Annotated in this window: 19 protein-coding genes, 1 tRNA gene and 1 pseudogene; 7 read left to right on the plus strand and 14 right to left on the minus strand. The window is 71.1% G+C overall.

What is annotated here, in order from left to right; translation table 11 throughout:
- Nucleotides 1-6: 6 nt before the first annotated feature.
- The 4 genes from ACFY12_RS01685 to ACFY12_RS01700 form a co-directional block, all read right to left on the minus strand.
- A complete protein-coding gene (locus tag ACFY12_RS01685; protein WP_390713689.1) occupies nt 7-1,299 on the minus strand; it encodes a homoserine dehydrogenase in 1,293 nt (430 codons plus the stop codon).
- A 191-nt stretch (nt 1,300-1,490) separates the two neighbouring features.
- The gene (gene lysA, locus ACFY12_RS01690; protein WP_390713690.1) at nt 1,491-2,882 is read right to left on the minus strand and encodes a diaminopimelate decarboxylase; all 1,392 of its coding nucleotides are present in this window, start codon (nt 2,880-2,882) and stop codon (nt 1,491-1,493) included.
- Between the two features lie 102 nt (nt 2,883-2,984).
- Nucleotides 2,985-4,130 (minus strand): ArgS-related anticodon-binding protein NrtL, encoded by a 1,146-nt coding sequence (gene nrtL, locus ACFY12_RS01695; protein ID WP_390713691.1) that lies wholly within the window; start codon nt 4,128-4,130, stop codon nt 2,985-2,987.
- Nucleotides 4,131-4,215: 85 nt separating this feature from the next.
- Entirely contained in the window at nt 4,216-4,746 is a 531-nt protein-coding gene (locus ACFY12_RS01700; protein WP_390713692.1) for a response regulator, read from the minus strand.
- 292 nt (nt 4,747-5,038) lie between these two features.
- Between ACFY12_RS01700 and ACFY12_RS01705 the strand changes: the two genes are divergently transcribed.
- Nucleotides 5,039-5,110, plus strand: a tRNA-Arg gene (locus tag ACFY12_RS01705).
- A 187-nt stretch (nt 5,111-5,297) separates the two neighbouring features.
- On the opposite strand, the pseudogene ACFY12_RS01710 reads toward ACFY12_RS01705, so the two are convergent.
- The 4 genes and pseudogenes from ACFY12_RS01710 to ACFY12_RS01725 form a co-directional block, all read right to left on the minus strand.
- Nucleotides 5,298-5,945 (minus strand): annotated as a pseudogene (locus ACFY12_RS01710) (SWIM zinc finger domain-containing protein); the annotation flags it as partial.
- A gap of 411 nt (nt 5,946-6,356) precedes the next feature.
- Nucleotides 6,357-7,052 carry a DUF429 domain-containing protein gene (locus ACFY12_RS01715; RefSeq protein WP_390713693.1) on the minus strand — a complete coding sequence of 232 codons (696 nt, stop codon included), beginning with the start codon at nt 7,050-7,052 and terminating at the stop codon, nt 6,357-6,359.
- A 1-nt stretch (nt 7,053) separates the two neighbouring features.
- Nucleotides 7,054-7,731, minus strand: a complete 678-nt coding sequence (locus ACFY12_RS01720) for a protein-L-isoaspartate O-methyltransferase (RefSeq protein WP_390713694.1) — start codon at nt 7,729-7,731, stop codon at nt 7,054-7,056.
- 517 nt (nt 7,732-8,248) lie between these two features.
- Nucleotides 8,249-9,535 (minus strand): cytochrome P450, encoded by a 1,287-nt coding sequence (locus tag ACFY12_RS01725; protein WP_390713695.1) that lies wholly within the window; start codon nt 9,533-9,535, stop codon nt 8,249-8,251.
- A 1,100-nt stretch (nt 9,536-10,635) separates the two neighbouring features.
- On the opposite strand from ACFY12_RS01725, the gene ACFY12_RS01730 reads away from it, so the two are divergent.
- The 3 genes from ACFY12_RS01730 (at nt 10,636) to ACFY12_RS01740 (ending at nt 14,227) form a co-directional block, all read left to right on the plus strand.
- Nucleotides 10,636-12,165: an FtsW/RodA/SpoVE family cell cycle protein gene (locus ACFY12_RS01730; RefSeq protein ID WP_390713696.1), complete on the plus strand. Its 1,530-nt coding sequence runs from the start codon at nt 10,636-10,638 to the stop codon at nt 12,163-12,165.
- On the plus strand, nt 12,162-13,691 hold the full coding sequence (locus tag ACFY12_RS01735) for a penicillin-binding transpeptidase domain-containing protein (RefSeq protein ID WP_390713697.1): 1,530 nt from the start codon (nt 12,162-12,164) through the stop codon (nt 13,689-13,691). The genes ACFY12_RS01730 and ACFY12_RS01735 overlap by 4 nt, the downstream gene beginning before the upstream one ends.
- A 68-nt stretch (nt 13,692-13,759) precedes the next feature.
- Nucleotides 13,760-14,227: an HD domain-containing protein gene (locus tag ACFY12_RS01740; protein ID WP_390713698.1), complete on the plus strand. Its 468-nt coding sequence runs from the start codon at nt 13,760-13,762 to the stop codon at nt 14,225-14,227.
- Between the two features lie 82 nt (nt 14,228-14,309).
- Here ACFY12_RS01740 and ACFY12_RS01745 read toward each other — a convergent pair whose 3' ends face one another.
- Nucleotides 14,310-15,419 carry a ferritin-like domain-containing protein gene (locus ACFY12_RS01745; RefSeq protein ID WP_390713699.1) on the minus strand — a complete coding sequence of 370 codons (1,110 nt, stop codon included), beginning with the start codon at nt 15,417-15,419 and terminating at the stop codon, nt 14,310-14,312.
- Between the two features lie 204 nt (nt 15,420-15,623).
- Here ACFY12_RS01745 and ACFY12_RS01750 point away from each other — a divergent pair, with 204 nt between their 5' ends.
- The 3 genes from ACFY12_RS01750 (at nt 15,624) to ACFY12_RS01760 (ending at nt 17,696) form a co-directional block, all read left to right on the plus strand.
- Nucleotides 15,624-16,571: a diiron oxygenase gene (locus tag ACFY12_RS01750; protein WP_390713700.1), complete on the plus strand. Its 948-nt coding sequence runs from the start codon at nt 15,624-15,626 to the stop codon at nt 16,569-16,571.
- An 83-nt stretch (nt 16,572-16,654) separates the two neighbouring features.
- The gene (locus ACFY12_RS01755) at nt 16,655-17,395 is read left to right on the plus strand and encodes a TetR/AcrR family transcriptional regulator (RefSeq protein WP_390713701.1); all 741 of its coding nucleotides are present in this window, start codon (nt 16,655-16,657) and stop codon (nt 17,393-17,395) included.
- Nucleotides 17,396-17,453: 58 nt separating this feature from the next.
- Nucleotides 17,454-17,696, plus strand: a complete 243-nt coding sequence (locus ACFY12_RS01760) for a hypothetical protein (RefSeq protein ID WP_390713702.1) — start codon at nt 17,454-17,456, stop codon at nt 17,694-17,696.
- A 356-nt stretch (nt 17,697-18,052) separates the two neighbouring features.
- Here ACFY12_RS01760 and ACFY12_RS01765 read toward each other — a convergent pair whose 3' ends face one another.
- The 5 genes from ACFY12_RS01765 to ACFY12_RS01785 all read right to left on the minus strand — a co-directional run bounded on the left by ACFY12_RS01765 (nt 18,053) and on the right by ACFY12_RS01785 (nt 23,851).
- Nucleotides 18,053-19,303 (minus strand): styrene monooxygenase/indole monooxygenase family protein, encoded by a 1,251-nt coding sequence (locus ACFY12_RS01765; RefSeq protein ID WP_390713703.1) that lies wholly within the window; start codon nt 19,301-19,303, stop codon nt 18,053-18,055.
- A 154-nt stretch (nt 19,304-19,457) separates the two neighbouring features.
- On the minus strand, nt 19,458-20,063 hold the full coding sequence (locus ACFY12_RS01770) for an ATP/GTP-binding protein (protein ID WP_390714341.1): 606 nt from the start codon (nt 20,061-20,063) through the stop codon (nt 19,458-19,460).
- Nucleotides 20,064-20,124: 61 nt separating this feature from the next.
- Entirely contained in the window at nt 20,125-20,571 is a 447-nt protein-coding gene (locus ACFY12_RS01775) for a DUF742 domain-containing protein (protein ID WP_390713704.1), read from the minus strand.
- The gene (locus tag ACFY12_RS01780) at nt 20,568-21,182 is read right to left on the minus strand and encodes a roadblock/LC7 domain-containing protein (protein ID WP_390713705.1); all 615 of its coding nucleotides are present in this window, start codon (nt 21,180-21,182) and stop codon (nt 20,568-20,570) included. The genes ACFY12_RS01775 and ACFY12_RS01780 overlap by 4 nt, the downstream gene beginning before the upstream one ends.
- Nucleotides 21,179-23,851 carry a nitrate- and nitrite sensing domain-containing protein gene (locus tag ACFY12_RS01785; protein WP_390713706.1) on the minus strand — a complete coding sequence of 891 codons (2,673 nt, stop codon included), beginning with the start codon at nt 23,849-23,851 and terminating at the stop codon, nt 21,179-21,181. The genes ACFY12_RS01780 and ACFY12_RS01785 overlap by 4 nt, the downstream gene beginning before the upstream one ends.
- Between the last annotated feature and the right edge of the window lie 59 nt (nt 23,852-23,910).

Below are 23,910 nucleotides of genomic sequence, written 5' to 3' on the forward strand. Positions count from 1 at the left end.
GTTCCTCTACTCCCCTTCAACCCGCATGATGCTGGCGACACCGCGCACGGTGTCCAGCTCGCGCAGCGCCCCGACGGTCGACGACAGCGCCGCGTCGGCCGCCCGGTGGGTGACGACGACGAGGGACGCCTCGCCGTCCTTGCCCGTCTGGCGCACCGTGTCGATCGATACGCCGTGCTCGGCGAAGACCGTCGCGACCTGCGCCAGGACGCCGGGCTTGTCGGCCACGTCGAGACTGATGTGGTACCGCGTGACGACCTCGCCCATGGGGCTGACCGGCAGCCGGGTGTACGCGGACTCACCCGGGCCGGTGGCGCCGGCGAGCTTGTTGCGGCAGACCGCGACCAGGTCGCCGAGGACCGCGGAGGCGGTCGGCGCACCGCCCGCGCCCGGCCCGTAGAACATCAGCCGGCCGGCCGCCTCGGCCTCCACGAAGACCGCGTTGTACGCCTCGCGGACGGAGGCCAGCGGATGCGTCAGCGGGATCATCGCCGGGTGCACCCGCGCGGTGACGGACGCGCCGTCCGCCGCCCGCTCGCAGATCGCCAGCAGCTTGACCGTGCAGCCCATCCGCCGGGCCGAGGCGATGTCGGAAGCGGTGACCTCCGTCAGGCCCTCGCGGTGCACATCGTCGATGGTCACCCGGGTGTGGAAGGCGATACCGGCCAGGATCGCGGCCTTGGCGGCGGCGTCGAACCCCTCGACATCCGCGGTCGGGTCGGCCTCCGCGTACCCCAGTGCGGTCGCCTCGTCCAGCGCCTCGCTGTAGCCGGCACCGGTCGCGTCCATCTTGTCGAGGATGAAGTTGGTGGTGCCGTTGACGATGCCGAGGACCCGGTTGACCTTGTCGCCGGCCAGCGACTCCCGCAGCGGCCGCACCAACGGAATCGCCCCCGCGACGGCGGCCTCGTAGTACAGATCCGCGCCCTTGGCCTCGGCCGCCGCGTGCAGCGCCGCGCCGTCCGCCGCGACCAGCGCCTTGTTCGCCGACACCACGCTCGCCCCGTGCTCGAACGCGGTGGTGATCAGGGTCCGGGCCGGCTCGATACCGCCGATGACCTCGATCACGACGTCGATGTCACCCCGTTTGACGAGCGCGGTCGCGTCGGTGGTGACCAGCTCGGCCGGGACGCCCTCGCGCACCTTGTCGGGGCGGCGCACCGCGATCCCGGCGAGCTCCACGGGCGCGCCGATACGGGCCGCGAGGTCGTCCGCGTGCGTCGTCATGATGCGCGTCACCTCTGAGCCGACTACACCACAGCCCAGGAGCGCCACCTTCAGCGGACGCGTACGCATCATTCGACCTCTGCTTCTCATCGACCAGCGATTTTCGACATGTGCTCTTTTTGACATGTGCTCTTGCACAAGTCTCACGCACCGGACGGCGGATTCCGTCCGCCGTCCAGATGCCGAGACATTTATTTCATCCGGTTCCGGGCGCCGGTGAACCGGCCCCGAGCCTGGGGCGCGTGCCGGGCGATCCGGCCGCGCTACCCGACATCCAACCGCAAAAGATCTTCCTCCGTCTCCCGCCGGACGATCACCCGCGCCTCGCCGTCCTTGACGGCCACGACCGGCGGCCGCAGCGCGTGGTTGTAGTTGCTCGCCATGGACCGGCAGTACGCCCCGGTGGCCGGCACCGCCAGCAGGTCCCCCGGCGCGACATCGCTCGGCAGGAAGGCGTCCCGCACCACGATGTCCCCGCTCTCGCAGTGCTTGCCGACCACCCGCGAGAGCATCGGCTCGGCGTCGGACGTCCGCGACACCAGCGCCACGCTGTACTCCGCGTCGTACAGCGCCGTCCGGATGTTGTCCGACATCCCGCCGTCGACGGACACGTACGTCCGCAGCCCTGCCAGCTCCTTGACCGTCCCCACCTCGTACAGCGTGAACGCGGTCGGCCCCACGATGGCCCGCCCCGGCTCGACCGACAGCCGCGGCACGGCCAGCCCCGCGGCCGCGCACTCCTTGCCGACGATCTCGCGCAGCGCCGCGGCGATCTCCCGCGGCTCACGCGGATCGTCGTCCGGCGTGTACGCGATGCCGAGCCCGCCCCCGAGATCGATCTCCGGCAGCTCGATGCCGTGCTCGTCGCGCACCGCGGCCAGCAGCTGCACCACCCGCCGGGCGGACACCTCGAACCCCGCCATGTCGAAGATCTGCGACCCGATGTGGCTGTGGATCCCGATGAGTTCGAGCCCGTCCAGCTTCAGCGCACGGCGCACCGCCTCCGCGGCCTGCCCGCCCGCAAGCGCGACCCCGAACTTCTGGTCCTCGTGCGCCGTCGCGATGAACTCATGCGTATGCGCCTCGACGCCCACCGTCACCCGGATCTGCACCCGCTGGCGCCTGCCCAGCTTCTCCGCGATCCGCGCGACCCGCACGATCTCCTGGAACGAATCGAGCACGATCCGCCCGACCCCGGCCTCCACGGCCCGGGTGATCTCCTCCGTGCTCTTGTTGTTCCCGTGCAGTGCGATCCGCTCCGCGGGCATCCCGGCGGCCAGCGCGGTCGCCAGCTCACCCCCGGAACACACATCGAGGTTCAGCCCCTCCTCGCTCAGCCACCGCACAATGGCCCGCGACAGAAACGCCTTCCCCGCGTAGAACACATCGGCCTCCGGTCCGAAGGCCTCCTTCCAGTCCCGGCAGCGCGCCCGGAAGTCCGCCTCGTCCAGGAAGTACGCCGGCGTACCGAACTCCTCGGCGAGCCCGACGACATCCCGTCCTCCGACGGTGACCACCCCGCCCTCGTTCCGCCGGACCGTACGGGACCAGACGCGTGGGTCAAGGCTGTTGAGATCGGCGGGCGGCCCGGCGTAGTGCCCCTCGGGCAGTACGTCACCGTGCCGGGGACCGGCGGGATGCGCGGAACGACTCATGGCGTGGAGTTCCCCTCAGGATCTTTCAGAGGTGTTCAGGAGTCTTCGGAGGTGTTCAGAGTCTTCAGAGGTGTTCGGAGTCTTCAGAGATGTTCAGTGTCTTCAGAGGTGTTCAGGGGCGGAGATGCCGAGCAGACGCAGGCCGTTGGCGAGCACCGTTCCGGCGGCATCGGCGAGGGCCAGCCGGGCGCGGTGCACGGCCGAGGGTTTCTCCTCCCCGACGGGCAGCGGCGGACAGACGTCCTGCCACCGGAAGTACGCGTCCGCCGTCGCCTCCAGATGCCGCACCACACGGTCCGGCGCCCTCAGCCGCGCGGCGTCCTCGACGACGGCGGGAAAGGCGGCAAGCAACGCACACAGGGCCCGCGACACGCCCCCGGCGTCCGCCCCCGGGCCGGCCCCCGCCCCCGGCCCCGTTTCCGTCACCGGATCGATTCCCGTTCCCGCCACCGGATCGATTCCTGCTACCGGGCCCGATTCCGTTTCCCCTACCGCTTCCCCTACCGCTCCGGTTTCCGCGACGTCCCCGGGCTCCGCCTCGAAGCCCAGCTCACGCGCGTTGCGCACCATCGCCCGGCTCCGCGCGTACGCGTACTGCACCCGGAAGCGCGGATTGCTCTCCCGCTGCACCGGCCGCTCCGGCACCTGCACATGGTCGTGCGCGGCGGGACGCAACAGCACCCAGCGCGCCTCGTCGGCACCCAGGCGTGCGACCAGCGCGTCGAGCCCGTACGGAGACGGAGCAGGCACAAGGGCGGGCAACCGGCCGCCACCCTGAACACCGGCGCTCCCGGCCGCTGCCGCGTCGATCCGCACCAGCACATCGGCCACCACGGCCTCACGCGCACCGAGCCCACCACCGCCCGCCACCTCACCGGCAACAAGCGCCCCCGCCTCATCCTCGGTCCGAGTCCCGTAGCGCTCCCGCCGCGCCAGCACATCCCGTACGACAGCGGCCTGGGCACCGTCCCCCAGGGTGAAGTTCAAAAATCCCGGCCCCGCGACCTCGACCCGGACGATCCCCGGGCTACCAGCCAGGCGCTTGCGCAGAATCTCGGCGACCTCCCGGGCCGGCCGCCCCGCCGGCCCGGCGAGCCGCAGCGCGACATTCGAGGCATAGTCCCCACAGCCGGGCCGCGGCGGCCGCTCCACCACGATCCGCTCCGGCACAGGCACAGAGAGCTCCTGCTCCGCCACGGCACCACGCACGGAGCGCAGCACGGCACGGGAGAGCTCAGCGGGAGTCACGTGACAAGCGTATGGGAGACCCTCCCCTTTCACGCGACCCGGTTTCGCCCTATGGACACTCCCCGCCCCACATCACCCCCCACCACTACCGCCGCCGGACACGATGGCGGTCCCGGTCCCGTTCCCCCTCCCCGTCCTCCCCTCCCCCGCCGTCCTCCCGCTGCTCCGCCCCACGTGCGCCCCCACGCTCCCGCTGCCGTCCCCCCTGCAGCCCTTGCAGCCCCTGCCGACCCTCCTGCCGCCCCTCACGCACCAGCTTCCCCACCGTCCGCACCAACTCCATCGGCTCGAACGGCTTCGCCAGAAACGCGTCGATCCCCACCGACTCCCCGTTGTCCGCCTCGCCCCGGGTGCACGCGCTGACGATCGCGATCGGGATGTCCCACGTCCGAGGATCGGACCGCAGCCGCGCCGCGGTGTGCAGCCCGTCGAGCCGCGGCATCACCACATCCAGGGTCACGACATCAGGTCTCACGTGGTGCACGACATCCAGACACTCGGCACCGTCAGCCGCGGTCACCACCTCGAAGCCCTCCAGCTCGAGATTGACCCTGATCAACTGCCGGATCACCTTGTTGTCGTCCACCACAAGGATCCGACCGGACAAGCCAGGCACACCACGAGACTAGGGGCCCACCTGCGGCACCGTCCGGGCTTTGCCCACTTCCGCCCCCATGCGAGGGACCTTTCCCCGACCACCGCCACCACACCCCCCACATGCGCTAAAGCCACCCCTCGCGTTCCTCCAACCGCCCCTCTCCCCCACCCCCACACACACCCACACACCCCCTCACCCTTCCCCTCCACCCTCCCCATCCCCCTCCGCCGCCCCCTCCGGCAAAACCCGTTCATGACCACCCCGTCGGAGCTGGTAATGTTCTACCCGTCGCCAAGGAAACGGCGGCAACGCCCCCGTAGCTCAGGGGATAGAGCAACGGCCTCCGGAGCCGTGTGCGCAGGTTCGAATCCTGCCGGGGGCACTCGCCAGTCAGTCAGCCAAAACCAGGCTCTGACCAGCGCGGATGCCGACACGAAAGAGCGGGAGTCAGTCTCACTGACTCCCGCTCTTTTTCGTTGTCTCTCAGTGTCCGCGACACACCTCCGACACACTCGTCAGACCGTGTCCCCCAGCCGACCGGCTTTGCGCATGGTGAGGTGTCGCGTTCGCGTGAGCCACTGGCCGTCGTGGGCGCCGGTTTCGGTGGCGGCTTGCCAGTCGGCATCGACGCCCTCGTCGTCGAGCAGGACGTCGACCAGGACAGGGGCGCCGTCGACCAGGGCAGGGGCGCCGTGGACTCCCTTCCGCCCGGCATCGGCGCGCAAGAGAGCCAGTGCGTTCTTCCGCTCGGCCGGCCAGCAGTCGGCGGCCCGCGCGGCGGCGCGCAGTTGACGGTACGTGAGCAGGGTGCGGCGGGCGGCGAAATGGTCACGGCGCAGGACGACTGCATCGGGGAGCCGGTCCGCCTGCGCGTAGCGGTCGGAGAGATAGTCGACGAGGGCGGTGTCCACAGCGGCGAGGTCCGCCTTCCGCTGCCGTGGCAGGCTCTCCCGCCGGCCGAGCACGGTCAGGCCGAGCGCGACCAGATGCTTGCAGAAGTTCCCCTCCTGACCGTATGGGCAGTCGCACTCGCCGACCAGGCCTCCAGGCCCGTCCAAGGTCAGCCCCACCTCGTACCGTTCCGTGCCGTGGACGGTCGCGCTGACCCAGGCGTCACCGACCTCGACTCCGGACACCGCGTCGAGGTAGCCAAGCCCGCGCTCGAAGGAACGGGCGCCGGCCAGCGCCCTGAGGTTCGCCTCGATAAGGCCGCCCATGGCTCTTCCCACCCTGCGCTCCGGGCCCTGCTCTTGACGGACGTCAGCCTACGACCCCCTGCCGGCCCGGCCCGACGATCCGCCGGGAAAGCAGCCTCATCGGTGACCTGTGCGACGCGCCAACCGCCCGACCTCATGAGGTGACGACCAGGGCATTTCCTTCTCGCGGGACATAGGCATACACGGGACGACGAGGCTGACGAACCGTCAGGCACCCCGCCGGCCTGCAGGCACCCCGCCGACCTGCGGTCCGGTCCCCTACGACGGCCAGCTGGCGGCCTCGTCGCCCGCCGTAGTCGCCCGTGGCCCGCCGCAGTCGCCCGTGCTTCTGTGCACGTGACTGGCACCGTCGTGTGGTCAATTCCCGGCAGCTGTCGGCGAGTTGGGTAGTGGGCAGTACCAGATGGCGGGTCAGTACCAGATGGCGATCGGGCGGCCGTGCGTATCGTGCTCGGGTGGATCCGGGAGGGAGTGCGCACGGCCGCGGGCGATCCGGTGGGCCGTCCACGCGGCGGCGGCCGCGTCGAGCACGTCGTCCGGTGGGGAGCTCCCGGCGCCCCCGTCCCCCAGGTCGTCCGGAAGGACGATGCCGGCCGCGGCGAGAAGTGAGCGCCGTGCCATCTGCCCTGCCCAGCTCTTCTTGCGGACGAGGAGTGGTGTCCCGCCAGCGAGGGCCCGGAAGGACACCTCGGGGTGTGCTTCGAAGAGACGGTCGCCCCCGGGCTCGGCGAGGCAGGCGTTCGCCTCACGGAGTTTGGGCGCGAGCGCCCAGGTCTGGCGGCTCAGCCCGGCACCGGTGAGTTCGCGGCACCGGCGCCGCGCCTCGTCGTACTCCGCCTCCTGCCAGACGGCGCGTGGCGGCACCGGGAAGACGCTTCCCCTCCGCGGCCCCAGCAGGGCAGCCGCCTCCGTGTCCGCGCGCCGCCACCCGGTCTCGAGGAGCCCCAGCGGCATGTCCACGGCCACGACGGCGACGCCGTCCGCCGCGGCTTCGGCCAGGAGGGAGCACAGGGCGGTGGCGACCCGTGCCTGTGCGAAGCGGCCGTCACGGAGCGCGACCGCCAGCCACCCGGCCGGGCACGCGTCGATGCCGAGGACGGTCGCCACGTCAGCCGGCGTCCTCGGGCGGGGCCGTTGGGGGATAGCCGTACTCGCCGTGGAGGCGGACGAAGTGGGCGAGGGCGATGGTCCGGCGGCGCACGAGTCCCTGAGGCGTCCCCTCGTACAGCTCGACGCGTTCCTGGCCGCCCGGGCCGATCGGCTGCACCAGGCGGCCGCCCGACCGCAGCTGTGCGGCCAGCGGTGGTGGCACCTCCGGGAAGGCGGCGGAGACCACGATCGCGTCGAACGGAGCCCGGTCCGCCACGCCCAGGGTGCCGTCGGCGACGACGATCTCGGCGTTCCCGATGCCCTGGCCGGCGAGGTTGGCCCGGGCCTGCTCGGCCAGGTCCGCCCACCGCTCGACGCCGACGACGTACGCCGCGAGGCGGGCCAGCAGCGCGGTCTGGAAGCCGTGACCGCTGCCGATCTCCAGCACGCGCTCGTTCCCGGTGAGGCCCAGCGCGGCGATCATCCTCGCCACGAGGGAGGGCTGTGTCGTCACCTGGCCGTGACCGATCGGAAGCGGAACGTCCGCGTACACCGACGCGTGAGGAGAGGCCGGGACGAAGGCCGCGCGCGGGGTTGTGCGGAGGGCGCGCAGCAGGCGCTCGTCCGTCACACCGCAAGCGCGAGCAGCCTCGACGAGATCCTCGGGGCCCGGATCGCGGCGGGGGTGGAGCATCATGATCGCCTCCTGTCCAGGCTATCGGACGGGCAGACGGAGGTCACGGGCCCGCCGATTGCTGTCACGGGCCCATGCGACCGCGACAGGAGACCCCATGCATGGCCAGGACGGGTCGTGTCGTGTCGTGTCGTGTCACCGGGCGCGAGCTCAGTCAACGGCGCCAGCTCTCCCTCCCCCTCCCCGGACGCCCGAACCGCCGTCCATATTGTTCCGGGGGCGGCGGCCGCAACTCGCTTGAGATGCCCAGCAGTTCATGGACGCGCAGTGCTGCTTCGGCTGCTTCGGCCATCGTGGCCATCGCTGCACGGCCGCCCCCCACTGACAACGCCCTTTCGGGTCCTGTCAATTACTGGGTGATGATGGCGTGCGCCGAGGCGCCCCCTCGGGCCCTGGCGGGGGGCGGCAAGGGCGTGCGGGCGCCGGAGGGGAGTTCACCACGACCGTGTCAGTCTCCGCAGGCCACCTCGGCAGCCCACCTCGACAGCCCACCTCAGCCGCCCCCGTGCGGCGATCCGGATCAGTCGTTCAGGTGGACCGGGAGCGATTCGATGCCGTAGACGATGGAGAGTTTGCGGAATTCCAGTTCTTCCGGACGGATCGCCAGGCGCATGTGAGGGAAGCGGCGGACCAGGGCGGGGTAGGCGGCGCGGAGTTCCATGCGGGCGAGTTCGGCGCCTACGCAGCGGTGTATGCCGTAGCCGAAGGCCAAATGGGAGGGGACGTTGCGGGAAGGGTCGAACTGTTCCATGTCCGGGCCCAGTTTGCCGTCCCGGTCCGCACCGCTCAGGGAGCACAGCACCACATCTCCGGTGGCGATCCGGACACCGCCGATCTCCAGATCCTCGCGGGCGAAGCGCGGGAAGGCGACCTGGACGACGGTGAGGTAACGCAGCAGCTCCTCGACATAGCGGTCGATCACGTCATCGTCGTCCTTGATGGCGGCGAAGTGCTCCTGGTCCTGCAGGAGCACCAGGGCGCCCAGCGCGAGCATGCTGGCGGTGGTTTCGAAGCCGCCGGTGAGGACACCGTCCGCCAGGCCGGCCAGTTCCTCGTCGGTGACCGAGTCGCCGTGCTCCTTGACGATCATGCCGAGCAACCCGTCGCCCGGGTTTTCACGCTGCTTCTTGACGACGTCCCGGAAATAGGAGAGGGATTCGGATATGGCACCGAAGGAGGCATTGGCGCCACTGAAGAGGTCGAAACGTGCCGCGCTGAGACGCTCGAAGTCGGCACGGTCCTCGTAAGGAACGCCCAGGAGTTCACAGATGACCAGGGAGGGAATGGGCAGGGCGAAAGAATGGACGATGTCGACCGGATCGCCGTTCTTACCCGCCTCTTCCATGGCGTCAAGACGCTCCTCGATGATCTCGTGGATCCGGGGCGTGAGCCGGCCGAGGCGGCGCATGGTGAATTCGGGGGTCAGCAGTCGGCGGAGCCGGGTGTGCACCGGCGGGTCGGCGAATCCGAGGCCCCCGGGGTTCTGTTCAACACCCGCGCCGGCCTTGCCGACGAGATTGGTGAAGTCCGAGCTGAAGGCTTTGCCCTTGCCGAGCACCGCCTTGGTCTCTTCGTAGCCGGTGACCAGCCAGACATTGGCGGCTATCGGCACGGGGAGCTTACTGATCGGCTCCTTCTCCCGGACGACCGCCAGATCGTCCACCGGGTCGAGCCCCTCGCGCCGCAAGGGCATCAGGACGGACTCGGGCAAGAAAGACATTCGAGACAGGTCGAACCCCTTCCTGCGCGTTCTCGCCAGATACAGCCGGCCGGCCCAGGCGATGATCCGGGAACGGAGAGTCGTCATGACGCTAATACTGCCTTTCGTCGAGGGGGACGGTCACCCGCGCTCGGCGGCCCGAAGGCGACCGGACAGCACGAGTCCCCCACTCGGCGTGCACGGGTGTGACGTACGCCATAGCCCCTCGTCCGCGGTGGTCATGGCACGGGTCCATGCCCCGACCGGTCTCCCGATCGTCCGCGACAGCATGATGAGCTCGGCCTTCTTCTTGTCTGTGATCTGTACTTGATCTGTACTTCGGTCTGTACTTCGGTCGGTTCCTTGGTCTACTACCGGGGCCGCCCGGCCCGCCAGGGCCATCCGGCCCGTTCGGCCCGTTCGACCCGAACGAGTTTACAAAGTGCCATCGGGCAGGTTCACCGAACAACCCGGGATCCCCCTGGGAGAACCCCGAGGCGCCCCCGATGGACCCCGATACGCCCCGAGATGCACTCAACAGTCCCGCCGGACCGGCGATCGGCGCTCACACCCCGCGGCCCCTGGGGCACACACTCGGACCGTGATGCGGCCGTCCGGCTCGGCGCACTCACCCCCGCCATCCTTACGAGCGCATGCGCACCGGCGAACTGACGCCGCCGGATTCCCCATTCGGCGCCCCAGTCCCGCCCCTCACCGATGGTGACGCATTGCGAGCCCTCCGGAGCCTGCTTGGCATGAGGAGAGCATGAGGAGAGGGGGGACTCCCGTAGATTTTCCCCGAGGCGGGCGAGGCCGGCCCCGGACTTCGGATTTTTTGAGTTCCCGCTTCCGGGGAACCTCTCCGGGATTTCGGGGATTTCGGGGATTTCACAGAACTCCGCGGCATTCCGGGGCATTCCGCGGAACACCTTCACCCTTGGAGCCTCTACTCCTTCGCAGGAGGAAGCGCATACCTCCGCAGCGCGTATTTTCGCAGCGCGCCGCCGCGACAGCGGCGGCAGCCGCAACGGCGCTCACGGCGTCATGGCGTCATGGCCGAGTACGAGGGGTGGATCGTCGCCGGATCGGCCCTGGCGGTCCGTACCGGTCCGAGCAAGGCCGGTCCGTACGCCCCGAAGGTCGTATCTGACATCACACCGTATCCGACATAACGGAAATAGCGGCCTTCGCTTGCTACGTTGCCAGGCATGACGGCAACGGCGAGGGCGGCCGCCACGGCGCGCCCGGCGGACACTCCCCCCTCCTTGCCGCCCCGGCCCAAGCGGCGCGGTGTCGAACTCGCCCTCCTGGTAGGCGCTGTGCTGATCAGCGTCTGCGGATATGTCGTCGTGGGCCTGGCCCGGGGGCGTGCCCTCCCGGCCGGTGCGCTCCAGTACGGCGCCGGGCTCGGCGGGCTCGCGCTCCTCGCACACCTCGTCGTACGCCTCCGCGCCCCCTACGCCGATCCGCTGCTGCTGCCCACCGCCGTACTGCTCAACGGGCTCGGTCTGGTGCTGATCTTCCGGCTCGACCTGGAGACGCCGGCCGATCATGCCGCGCCCACCCAGCTGATGTGGTCGACGATCGGCGTCGCGCTCTTCATCGCCGTGGTCCTGCTGCTGCGCGACCACCGGGTGCTGCAGCGGTACGCCTACCGTTGTGCGGCGCTCGCGCTGCTCCTGATGGTGGCGCCGATTCTGTTCCCGGCAGTCAACGGGGCGAAGATCTGGATCCGGTTCGCCGGATTCTCCCTCCAGCCGGGCGAGTTCGCCAAGGTGCTGATCACCGTCTTCTTCGCCGCCTACCTCGCCGCCAACCGGAGCGGGCTGGCGCGCCTGGGGCACCGGGTGGCGGGGCTCCAGCTGCCGGCCGGCCGGGTGCTGGCGCCGGTCGTGGCGATCTGGCTGGTCACTGTGGCCGTCCTGGTCCTCGAACGCGATCTGGGCACCTCGCTGCTGTTCTTCGGGATCTTCGTGGTGCTGCTGTACGTCGCGACCGGCCGGACGGGCTGGATCGCGGTCGGGCTGCTGCTGGCGGGCATCGGCGCGGCGGCGGTCGGCACGCTGGAGCCGCATGTGCACGGCCGGGTCGAGGACTGGCAGCAGCCGTTCGCCGGGATCGAGGCCGGCGAGGGGCCCGGTCAGCTCGCCCAGTCGCTGTTCGCCTTCGCCTCCGGCGGGCTGCTCGGCACCGGCCTCGGACAGGGCCACTCGTACCTGATCGGCTTCGCCATGAAGTCCGACTTCATCCTGGCGACGGTCGGCGAGGAGCTGGGGCTGGCGGGGCTCACCGCGCTGTTCCTGCTGTACGCGCTGCTGGTCGCCCGGGGTTACCGTGCGGCGCTCGGGCTGGCGGACCCGTTCGGCAGCCTGCTGGCGGTCGGCCTCGCGGCGCTCCCCGCGATCCAGGTCTTCGTCATCGCCGGCGGGGTGATGGGGCTGATTCCGCTGACGGGGATGGCGATGCCGTTCCTCGCGCAGGGCGGGTCGTCCGTCGTCACCAACTGGATCATCATCGCGCTGCTGCTGAAGATCAGCGACCGGGCGCGCTGCCCGAACCCGGAGCTGGAAGGGGAAGGGAAACGGGAGCTGGAGCCGGATCCGGAGCCGGCCCGGGATGCGGAGCCGGAGCCGAAGTCGGGGCCACGGCAGGAGCCGGAGCCGAAGTCGGGGCCACAGCCAGAGCCGAAGTCGGGGCCGAAGCCGGAGCTGGATCCGGAGCCGGAGGCCGGCCGTTGATCCGCTGTATCCGGCACACCGCCGCGTTCTCCTTCCTCCTGTTGGTCGCCCTGCTCGTGAACGCGTCCCGGGTGCAGGTCTTCGAAGCGGAGCGGTACGCCGCGAGCCCGGCCAACCGGCGGGCGGAGATCGCGCGTTACGAACGACCCCGCGGCGCCCTGCTCGTCGAGGGCCGGCCGATCACCGGGTCCCGGGACAGCGGCGGACGGCTGCGCTATGAGCGCACGTACACCGACGGGCCGCTGTACGCACCGGTCACCGGCTACTCCTCACAGGTCTACGGGACGTCGCTGCTGGAACGGGCCGAGGACGGTGTGCTCTCCGGCGCCGACGACCGACTGGTGGCCTTCCCCTGGTGGCACCGGCTGACCCGCGCCCACCGGGCCGGCGGCGCCGTCCACACCACCATCAACCCCCGGATGCAGCGCGCCGCGTTCGAGGGCCTGGCCGGGAGGAAGGGCGCGGTGGCCGCGATCGAACCGCGTACCGGGCGCATCCTGGCGCTGGTCAGCACGCCGTCGTACGAGCCCGGAGAGCTGTCCGGCAACGGCCCGGGGGTCACCGAGGCCTGGCGCCGACTGAACGGGGCCGCCGACCGGCCGATGCTCAACCGGGCGCTGCGGCAGACCTATCCGCCCGGCTCCACCTTCAAGGTGGTCACCGCGGCGGCCGCGCTGGAGAGCGGGCTGGTCACCGATATCGACGTCCGTACCGACTCCCCCGATCCGTACACCCTGCCCGGGACCGCCACGCAGCTCGACAACGCGGCGGCGGACTGCGCGGACGCCCCGCTCCGCTACGCCTTCCGCGCCTCGTGCAACACCGTCTTCGCGCAGCTGGGCACCAGGATCGGACTGCGCGGAATGACGGACACCGCCCGCAGGTTCGGCTTCGACGACCGCCGACTGCGCATCCCGTCCGCCGTCGCGCCCAGCACCTTCGACGCCCGGATGGATCCCGCGCAGCTCGCCCTGTCGGCCATCGGGCAGTACGACACCGCCGCCACACCGCTCCAGATGGCGATGGTCTCGGCGGTGGTCGCCAACGGGGGCCAGCTGAGGCCGCCGTACCTGGTCGACAAGGTGACCGATGCCGGGGGTGTGCTGGTCGCGGCCGGACCGCACCCGCCCACCCGTCAGGTGGTCGCTCCAGCCACCGCCGAGCAGCTCCAGGAGCTGATGATCGACGTCGTCGAGCACGGCAGCGGGCGGAACGCGGCCGTCAAGGGCCTGACGGTCGGCGGCAAGACGGGCACCGCCCAGCACGGTGTGGACAACGAGGGCACGCCCTATGCCTGGTTCATCTCCTGGGCGCGGAAGCCGGATACGTACGAGCCGACGGTCGCGGTGGCCGTGGTCGTCGAGGAAGCGGCCGCCGACCGCGCGGACATCAGCGGCGGAGGAAGCGCCGCACCGATCGCCCGCGCGGTGATGTCCGCGGCGACGCCCGAGGACTCCGTGCCCGCAGACTCCGCACCCGAGGAGTCCGTGCCCGCAGACTCCGCACCTGAGGACTCCGCCCCGTAGGCCGCGGCACTGCCGGGCTCCCCCGTACCCGGGAATGCGCTCCCGAACGCGCACGCCACAATGGGCGGGTGACCACCGCCGACGCACCCCCGCCACTGTCGCTGCCCGAAGTCGAGGCACTGGCCCGGCGTGCCCATGCCGGGCAGACCGACAAGGCGGGCCGCCCGTACGCCGAGCACCTGGCCGCGGTGGCGGAGGGGGTGCGCACGCGCGGCGGCAGCGACGAACAGATCGCGGCGGCCTGGCTGCACGACGCGGTGGAGGACGCGGCACTGAGCCGGGAGTGGCTGGCCGGTGCGGCGCTGAGCGAGGCGACGAAGGCGATGATCCTGGCGGTCACCAAGCGGCCGGGCGAGCCGCTGGAGGCGTATACCGCCCGCATCCTGGCCACGCCGGGCGCGCTGCTGATCAAGGAGGCCGACCTGGCGCACAACGCCGACCCGCACCGCCTGTCCGTACTGGACGCCCCGACCCGCGACCGCCTGACGGCCAAGTACGCCCACGTCCGCGCCCTTCTCGGTCTGGCCCCGGAGTAGGCCCCGTCGCCAGACTCCCACCATCAGTCCCCCACCCTCAGCCCCCCGTCAGCCCCCAGCAGTCCCCCGCTGTCAGTCCCCATCAGTCCCCCGCCTCGCCCTCCGCGATGGCGGCCGCGACCTCGGCCGTGCGGGCCGCCTCCTCGGCGGCGAAACGCGTGGCGTCGAGTTCCTCGGCGGCCTCCTCGTCCTGCGCCATCAGCAGGTCGAGGCTGGCATCGCCCAGTTCGAAGACGCCCATGTCGACGTAGGCGCGCTGGAGGCGTTCGCCCCACAGCCCTATGTCCTTCACGCAGGGCACGATCCGGCTGAACAGGAGCTTCCGGAAGAGGTGCAGGAATTCCGAGCGTTCGGTGTATTCGGCGGCTTCCTGGCGCGGGATGCCGAAGTTCTCCAGGACTTCGAGGCCGCGCAGCCGGTCGCGCATCAGGTAGCAGCCCTCGATGACGAATTCCTCGCGTTCGCGCAGTTCGGCGTCGGTGAGCTGCTTGTAGTAGTCCCGCAGCGCCATCCGGCCGAAGGCGACATGGCGCGCCTCGTCCTGCATGACGTACGCCAGGATCTGCCGGGGCAGCGGCTTGGTGGTGGTGTCGCGGATCATGCCGAACGCGGCCAGTGCCAGGCCTTCGATGAGGACCTGCATACCGAGGTAGGGCATGTCCCAGCGGGAGTCCGCGAGCGTGTCGGCGAGCAGCGACCGCAGGTTGTCGTCGATCGGGTAGAGCATCCCGATCTTCTCCTGGAGGAAGCGGCTGTAGATCTCGGCGTGCCGCGCCTCGTCCATGGTCTGGGTGGCGGAGTAGAACTTCGCGTCGAGGTCGGGGGCGGACTCCACGATCCGGGCAGCGCAGACCATGGCGCCCTGTTCGCCGTGCAGGAACTGGCTGAACTGCCAGGCGGTGTAGTGCCGGCGGAGGTCGCCGCGGTCCTTCTCGGTCAGTTTCGGCCAGTACTTGGTGCCATAGAGGGACACAGACTCGTCGGGGGTACCCAGCGGGTCCTGGGGATCCACCTCCAGATCCCAGTCGATCCGCAGGTTGGCGTCCCACTGCTTGTCCTTGCCCTTCTGGTAGAGCGCGAGCAGCCGTTCGCGCCCCTCGTCGTACTCCCAGTTGAAGCGGGCCGCACCGGAGGCGGGCACCTTCCACAGGGAGTCACCTGGGTCCTGGACGTAGCGCTCTCGGGTCGACACAGCGCCTCCTCGGTTCACCAAACGCCTTGCTCTGGGCGGTGGTTGGCAGGCTCACACGCTCCTTACCAGCGGGTCAATAAGTCGTACGCGAGGGATTGACGAGCTTGCTGACAAGCAGTCTCATAAGACCGTACCGCGGGTAGGGCGGCCGTCCGACCCTGATCCGCCGGACCGGCCCCGACCCCCAGCGAGGTACCCACAGCCATGACCAGCGCGCCCACCGCGATGACCGAACCGGACCCCGGCACCCCGCGCGACCCCATCGGCCCGCTCAAGGACCGGGAACAGGTCGCCGAGCGGCTGCTCGACGCGTCCGCCAGGCACTCCTTCGACCCCGACACCGAACTCGACTGGGACGCGCCCCCCGAAGCGGACAAGTGGTTCTGGCCCCCGGAGCTGGTCTCGCTCTACGACACTCCCCTGTGGCGGAAGATGCCGCTGGAACAGCAGCGCGAGCTCGCCCGGCACGAGGCCGCCTCACTCGCCTCCCTGGGCATCTGGTTCGAGATCATCCTGATGCAGCTGCTCGTCCGGCACATCTATGACAAGCCGGTGACCAGCGCGCATGTCCGCTACGCACTCACCGAGATAGCCGATGAGTGCCGGCACTCCAAGATGTTCGCGCGCATGATCCAGTGGGGCGGGTCACCGACGTATCTGGTCTCGCGGCTCCACCACAATCTCGCCCGCGTCCTCAAGACGGTCTCCACCACCCCGGGCTCGTTCGCCTGCACCCTGCTCGGCGAGGAGATCCTGGACTGGATGCAGCGGCTGACCTTCCCGGACGAGCGGGTGCAGCCCCTCGTCCGCGGGGTCACCCGGATCCATGTCGTGGAAGAGGCCCGGCACGTCCGGTACGCCCGCGAGGAACTGCGCCGCCAGATGGTCACCGCACCGCGCTGGGAACGGGAGTTGACCCGGATCAGCTGCGGCGAGGCGGCCCGCGTCTTCTCCCTCGCCTTCATCAATCCGGAGGTGTACCGCAACGTCGGGCTGGACAAGCGGGAGGCGGTCGCCCAGGTGCGGGCCAGCGGCCACCGCCGTGAGGTGATGCAGACCGGTGCCCGGCGGCTGACCGACTTCCTCGACGAGATCGGCGTACTGCGCGGTCCGGGCCGCCGGTTGTGGCGCAGCTCCGGGTTGCTGGCGTAGTGGACCCGGCAGCACACCCCGTCGTCGCTCACCCCGTAGCGCACCTGTGCGAGTCGCCGTCCGGGGCGGTTACCCTGCTGCGCATGAACGGCAGCGGCACCGCCCCAGCAGTACCCCGACCCGCCTACCGCAGGCTGAGCGTCGAGCAGCGCCGCAGCCAGCTGCTCTCCGCCGCGCTCGGACTGTTCGCCCAACGCGCGCCCGAGGACGTCTCGCTGGACGATGTCGCCACCGCCGCCGAGGTGTCCCGGCCGCTCGTCTACCGCTACTTCCCGGGCGGCAAGCAGCAGTTGTACGAGGCGGCGCTGCGCAGCGCCGCCGACATCCTGGAGGGCTGCTTCGCCGAGCCGGAGTCCGGCCCGCTGACCCACCGGCTCTCGCACGCCCTCGACCGCTACCTCGCCTTCGTCGACGAGCACGACGCCGGGTTCAGCGCGCTGCTCCAGGGCGGCAGCGTGGTGGAGACCGCCCGTACGAACGCGATCGTGGACGAGGTACGGCGCGCCGCCGTCGACCAGATCCTGCGGCATCTGGGCGTACCCGAGCCGGGCATCCGGCTGCGGATGACCGTGCGGATGTGGATCAGCGCCGTCGAGGGCGCCTCGCTGATCTGGCTCGACGAGGACAAGCAGCCCGCCCTGAACGAGCTGCGCGACTGGCTGGTCGACCACTTCGTCGCCCTGCTGACCGCGACCGCCGCCCGGGACCCGCAGACCGCCCGGGTGACCCGGGCAGCACTGAAGCTGGAAGCCTCCGACGGACCCCTCGGCGATCTGGCCCGCCGGGTCCTGCCGGTCGTCGGTGACGCCACACACCTCCTGTGACCTGCGCATCCGCCGCCCGCGACCTGCACCCTCACCGCGATACTGAAAGACTGGGGCCGTGCGAAGCGAGAACACCCTCTTCGTCGGCGGCCCCCTGGACGGCCGGGTACTGCCCGTGCTCGTCGGGATGACCGGCCAGCCGCCGAAGACCTACGAGATCCCGGTACCCAACGACGACGGGCGCCCGCCGACGCTCCATGTCTACCGACGGGTCCCGGGGCGGGTGGGGCGGCTGGGGTTGCCGCGGGGGTGGAGGTACGAGTACGACGCCTCCGCTACGCGTTCCGCTGCGCTGGGCTAATCGCTGCGCTTGGCTTGCTTCCCACGTTTTTGTCTGCGGCGCCGTGCTTGTTGCTCGCCGTTGCGCCTGCGGCGGGCGTGGGTTTGTCGGGTGCGGGTCCGCTCCTCCGGACTTCGTCCTGCGGAGCGGCCCCTCCCGGGAGTGGGAGAAAAAACGGTGAGTGGGGGTGTACGCGAGTGGTCCGCTTCCTGTGGACGATCGCTTACGTACACCCCCACCGGTCTTCTTCCACCCACCCACGGGAGGGGGCGCACCGCAGGACGCCAGTCCGGAGGGGCGCACCCGCGACGTACAGCCCCGCGCAGCGGTTACGGCCCGCCGCCAGGCGACACGGCGGGAAAGCCAACAACGTGAGGTCAGCCCACCTCGGCGAGATACGCGCCAGCGTCATCCGCATCGTAGAAGAAGTTCTCGAAGTCGGACGGGTCGTTGAAGCCGTTGGCGACACGGTCGGCGACGGGCTGGAGGCGGCCGGCGGCGCCGATGATGCCGAGGACGTGCTCCGGTGGCGGGGCCAGCATCGCGTTCGTCCACTTGGTGACGTGCCGGGCGGTGTCCCAGTAGCGGTCGAAGGCGGACCGCATCCACTCCTCGTCGAACGGTTCCGCTCCCCGCTCCAGGATGGCGGTGAGGTAGGAAGCGGCGCACTTGGACGCCGAGTTGGAGCCCTGGCCGGTGATCGGGTCGTTGGCGACCACCGCGTCGGCGACGCCGAGCACCGCGCCGCCGGAGGGCAGCCGGCCGACCGGCTCGCGCACGGTCGGGGCGTAGCGGCCGGCCAGGGTGCCGTTGGCGTCGGTCAGTTCGACCTTGGTGGCGCGGGCGTACTCCCAGGGCAGGAAGGTCTCCATCAGTTCCAGCGTGGTGGCCAGATGCTCATTCGGGTCCTTGACCGACTGGAAGACGTCCAGCGGGCCGCCGGGGACGCCCTCCCAGAAGAGGATGTCGGCGCGGCCCGAGGTGGTGAGCGTCGGCATGACGAAGAGCTCGCCGACACCGGGGACGAGGTTGCAGCGCACCGCCTCGACGTCGGGGTGCTCGGGGCGCGGGCCCAGGCCGTGGACGTAGGAGACGGCGAGTGCGCGCTGGGGGGCGTCGTACGGAGAACGGGCGGCGTTCCGGGCGAACAGCGACACCAGCTCGCCCTTGCCGGCCGCGACCAGCGTCAGGTCGTAACGGCCGGCGAAGAAGTCCAGGTCGGAGACGGCCGCACCATGGATGACGAGCCGGCCGCCGCGCTCGGCGAAGGTCTCCATCCAGCCGGCCATCTTCAGCCGCTGGTCGACGGACTGGGCGTAGCCGTCGAGCGTGCCGAGCCAGTCGACGGCACGCTGGGAGCCCTCGGGCGTGGCGTGGCTGCCGGGCGCGGCGACCGAGACGCCCAGGCCCCGGATGCACGGGGCCTGGCTCTCCCAGAAGTTGATCTCCAGGTCGCGCTCGTGCTGGAGGGCGGTGTCGAACATGCACTGCGTCGACATGACCCGGCCGTTGCGGATCTCGTCGGCGGTGCGCTGGGACATGAGGGTGACCTCATAGCCCTGGGACTGGAGCCCCAGGGCCAGTTGGAGACCGGACTGCCCGGCTCCGACGATGAGGATCTTCCGCATGGCGGGACTCCTGTCTGCTGCGGCGGTGTTCGGGGCGACGGAGGGAATACGGGTGGAAGAGGGGCGGAATGCGGGTGGAAGGCGGGTGGAAGACGGGTGGAGGGGCTGAGGCGGGGGAGACGGAGCTACGGAGCCGCCGGGCGCGGGTCGGCGGTCACGGTTGCTCCGGCGTGGTGTCGAGGGCGTGGCCGACCAGGGCGAGCAGCGTCTCGACCACCGTGACCCGCTTGCGCGCGTCCATGATCACTATCGGTACCCCGGGCGGTACGGACAGCGCCTGGCGGACGTCCTCGGCGGCGTACGACGCGGTCCCCTCGAAGTGGTTGACCGCGACGACGTACGGCAGCCCACAGCTCTCGAAGTAGTCCAACGCCGGGAAGCAGTCGTCCAGACGCCGGGTGTCGGCCATCACGATCGCGCCGATCGCGCCCCGCACCAGGTCGTCCCACATGAACCAGAACCGCTGCTGCCCGGGTGTGCCGAACAGGTAGAGCACCAGATCCTGGTCGAGGGTGATCCGGCCGAAGTCCATGGCGACCGTGGTCGTGGTCTTCGCCGGGGTCGCGGTCAGGTCGTCCGTGCCCTCACTGGCCCGGGTCATCACCGCCTCGGTCCGGAGCGGGGTGATCTCCGAGACCGATCCGACGAAGGTGGTCTTGCCGACACCGAAGCCGCCGGCCACCACGATCTTGGTGGCGGCCGGCGCCCGCGAACGGTCCGTCTGCCAGCTCCGCGGCCCCTCGTCGACGGCCGCGTCCACGGCCGCTTCGTCGGCCCGACGTCCCGAAGCGGCGGTGGCCGTCGGCCCGGCCGGTATCGCCTCAGAGCCTGTGAAGTCCACTCAGCACCCTTTCGAGCAGCGCGCGGTCCGGCCGGCCGGTACCGTGCCCGGTGCCGTAGACGCGGATCTTTCCCTGGTCGGCGAGGTCGCTGAGCAGGACACGGACCACGCCCAGCGGCATCTTGAGGAGCGCGGCGATCTCCGCGACCGAGCGCATCCGGCGGCACAGTCCGACGATCGCGCGCATCTCCGGAAGCACCTGCCCGGCCCACCGGCCGTCCGGCGCGGCGGGCTCATGGTCCTCGTCGGGGCCGGCCGGCGCGGCCACGAAGGTCTCGACGAGCAGGACATGGCCGGCAGGGCCGTCCCCGCCGGCGCGCGGTTCGCGCGCCAACGGGAGGGTGCGGCCACCGGTGAGCGAGTAGGGCCGTACGCGCGCGGGTTTCCGGTCCACCCCGTGTCTGGGGAGGACGCACGTCGAGGTCACTGGGTGCTCTCCATCGACTGACGTAGTTCGCTGCGGAGTTCGGGGGTGAGGACATGGCCGGCCCGGCCGACGAACAGCGCCATGTGATAGGCGATCACGTTCATATCGCAGTCCGGGGTGGCGTGTACGCCGAGCAGTGAGCCGTCGCTGATCGACACGACGAACAGGCTGCCCTCGTCCATGGTGACCATCGTCTGCTTGACGGTTCCGCCGTCCATCAGGTCCGCGGCACCCCGGGTCAGACTGGCCAGGCCGGACACGATGGTGGCCAGGTCGGCGCCGGCTCCTCGAGGGGTGGCACCGCCGCCCGGCCGTGATGCCGTGGTGGCCACCCGAGCCCGGTCCGCGGCGGTGTCCGACCCGTCCGCCGGATACTCCGCGGTGGCCGACCCGCCCGGGTCCTCCGCAGTCGCCGTCCCGGTCGAATCGTCCGCGGCGGCCGCCCCGTCCGGGTCGGAGCCGAGCAGCGGCAGGCCGTCGGACGAGACCACCACGACCGAGCGGATGCCCGGCACCTCGTCGACCAGGTTGGTCAGCAGCCAGTGCAGATCCCGTGCCTGACTGCTCAGTCCTTGCCCTTGTTCGTGCTCCGTGGGCGCTTGCGCGTTCAATCGCGTGCCTCCTCGACACTGTGTCTCTCGCCCGGCGCCCCCGCCCCGTCGGTCTCCGTCTGTGGAATGGTCTGCTGTTGGTGGTTGGTCTGGATGGTCCGGTTGACCTGGTTGGTGCGGTTGACCTCGTTGGTGCGGTTGGTGTGGTTCGTCTGGTTGACCTGGCCGGTCTGCCGCGCGGTGGATTCCGCGGTTCGCTCCGCGAGGGGTTCCGTGCGTTCGGCGAGCTCGGCTTCGGCCTCGCGCCGGCCGTCTCGCGCGCCCTGCTGGAATCCGCCGAGCCGGCGCCGTAGCGCCTCGGCATGGGACGCACCGCTCTTGCGCGTCACGGCGGGCGTCGGCCGCTGCCGCGCCACGATCCTGGGCTTGCGCTTGGGGAGGCCCAGCGCGGTCCGCGGCTGCTCGTCCGGCGAGGCGCCGGCTGCGGCTGCGGTACGTGCCGCCTCCGCCCCGGGGCGAGTGTGCTGGTCCGGGCCGATGGCGTACGGGTCGGAGGGGGTGGCGGCGGCCGGGGCGGTGGTGTCCGTGTCCTTCGGCCTTGGGCCGGCGGCCGGGCTTGCGTCGTCCCCGGTGCGGACGTGTTCGCCGCTGCCGCCGGTGGCCGTGGTGGCGGTGGCGGTGTCCGCCAGGGCCGACGGCGCGAGGCGTGCGGAGTCGGCGGAAGGGGAGGAGGCGGGGGCGGACGACGGGGCCGGACGGCTAGGCAGAATCGTGCCGGACAGGACGACCTCGGCGGTGACCCCGCCCTGCTTCGCCTCCCGCAGCTCGACCCGGATGCCGTGCCGGGCGGCCAGCCGTACCACCACGTACAGGCCCAGCCCCAGCGCCTCGTCGGCGTCCTCGGAGGACGAGGCGGCCTCCGCGTCCGACAGCCGCTCGTTGATCTCGGCCATCCGCTCCGCGGTCATCCCGATGCCCTCGTCCTGTACCGAGAGCACCACCTCACCGCTCTCCCGCAGCCAGCCGGACAGCTCGACGTGGGCGTCCGGCGGCGAGAACGCGGTGGCGTTGTCCAGGAGTTCGGCGACCAGATGGCTGAGGTCGTCGGCGGCGAACCCGGCGACCTGGGTGTGCGGCGGCAGCGACCGCATCCGCACCCGCTCATAGCGCTCGATCTCACTGACCGCGGCACGCAGCACGTCCAGCAGCGGTACCGGTTCCTGGTGGTGGGTGCTGTGCTGCTCCGTTCCCGCCAGCACCAGCAGGTTCTCGCTGTGACGGCGTATCCGCGCGGCGAAGTGGTCCAGCCTGTAGAGGGTCGCCAGCCGCTCCGGGTCCCGCTCGTCCTCCTCCAGCGACTCGATGACGGCGAGCTGCTGCTCCACGAGGCCGAGGGTGCGCAACGAGAGGTGGGCGAACCGGCCATGGACTCCGGTGTGCGCCCGGGCCAGCCGCTCGGTGAGGCCGGCGACCTGCGCCTGGAGCGCCTTGCTCTGCTCCTGGAGGACCTCGCGCTCGGCGGTCAGCCGCTGCCGGCCGCCGGCCAGCCGCGCGCGCTCGCCCTCCAGCTCGGCGGTGCGCCGGGCCAGCTCGCCCACCTTGGCGTGCAGGGCGTTGACGGACCGTACGGTGGCGGCGAACTCGTCGTTACGGCCCTTGTAGGTGAGGGGTTCCTCGTCCGCGGGGTCGGCGGCCAGCCGCTGGGCGCCGAGCCGCAGCGCCGCCAGCGGCTGGGTCATGGTGCGGGCGGCCCAGATGCCGGCGCCGACGGCGAGCAGCAGGCAGAGCCCCGCCAGGCCGATGCGGATCTCCAGCTCGGTCACTTCGTCGTCGCGGAGCCCGCCGAGCCGCTCGATGTCGGCGGTGGCCATGGCGGATTCCACGCCCCGCATCAGCCCGATGCGGGTGGTGAGGGCGCTCTGTACACGCTGCCGGTCGAGCCGGAAGTCGGCGGTGTCCAGGCGGGGCTGGTCGGTCAGCGAGGTGAGATGGCGCTCGGCAGCGTTGACGTCGGAGCCGGTGACGGTGCGGTCGTAGCGGTCCCGGGCGCCCGGGCTCGCGATCTGCCGGAATTCGCCCAGCGCGCCCTGTTCGCGGAGGTACGTGACCTGGGCGAGGCGGGTCAGCCGGGACGGGCTGCCCTTCTGGTCCAGCGCGGCGAGCAGCAGCGCGCGGGTGCCGGCCGCCTGTTCGGTGGCGCGGCCCAGGACCGGCAGCGCCCGGGTGCCGGCGTCCTCGGAATCCGCGCGGGCGGGCAGTCCGCGGGCGATATCGGTGCCTATCGCGCCGAGTGCCTGGATGATCTCGGTGTAGGCGGTGTAGAGGTGATCGGCCGCATCAGTGCCGGACAGCGCCTTGTGACGGGTCTGCGGCAGCGCGCGGAGGAGCTTGGCGGCGGCCTGGTAGACGGCGGTGTCCCCCGAGGAGTCCTGGGCCTCGGAGCGCAGCTCGCCGATCTGCCGGTCCACCCGGGCGCGCTGGGGCCGCGAGTCGCCCGTGCCGGTACCGCTCCCGCCGCTGCCCCGTCCGGCGGCGACGTACGCGGTCATCGCGTCGCGCTCGTCGGCGAGGGAGTGCGCCAGAGTGATCGCGCGGGCGTTGAGCTCGGCGAGATCGACCAACTGCTGGCTGTCGTGGGCGTTGTCGGCCGCGTCGAGGAGCCCTGGTGCGGCGGCCCCCAGGACGGCGGCGGCCACCACGGCCACCGCTCCCACCAGCCGGTTGCGCACCCGTGCGGGACGCCGTCCCCCGGCGTTCCCGGCGCCCGTCGCGTCCGCCTGCCCAGGCC

This window comes from Streptomyces sp. NPDC001339, from assembly GCF_042895955.1.
Lineage (GTDB): Bacteria > Actinomycetota > Actinomycetes > Streptomycetales > Streptomycetaceae > Streptomyces.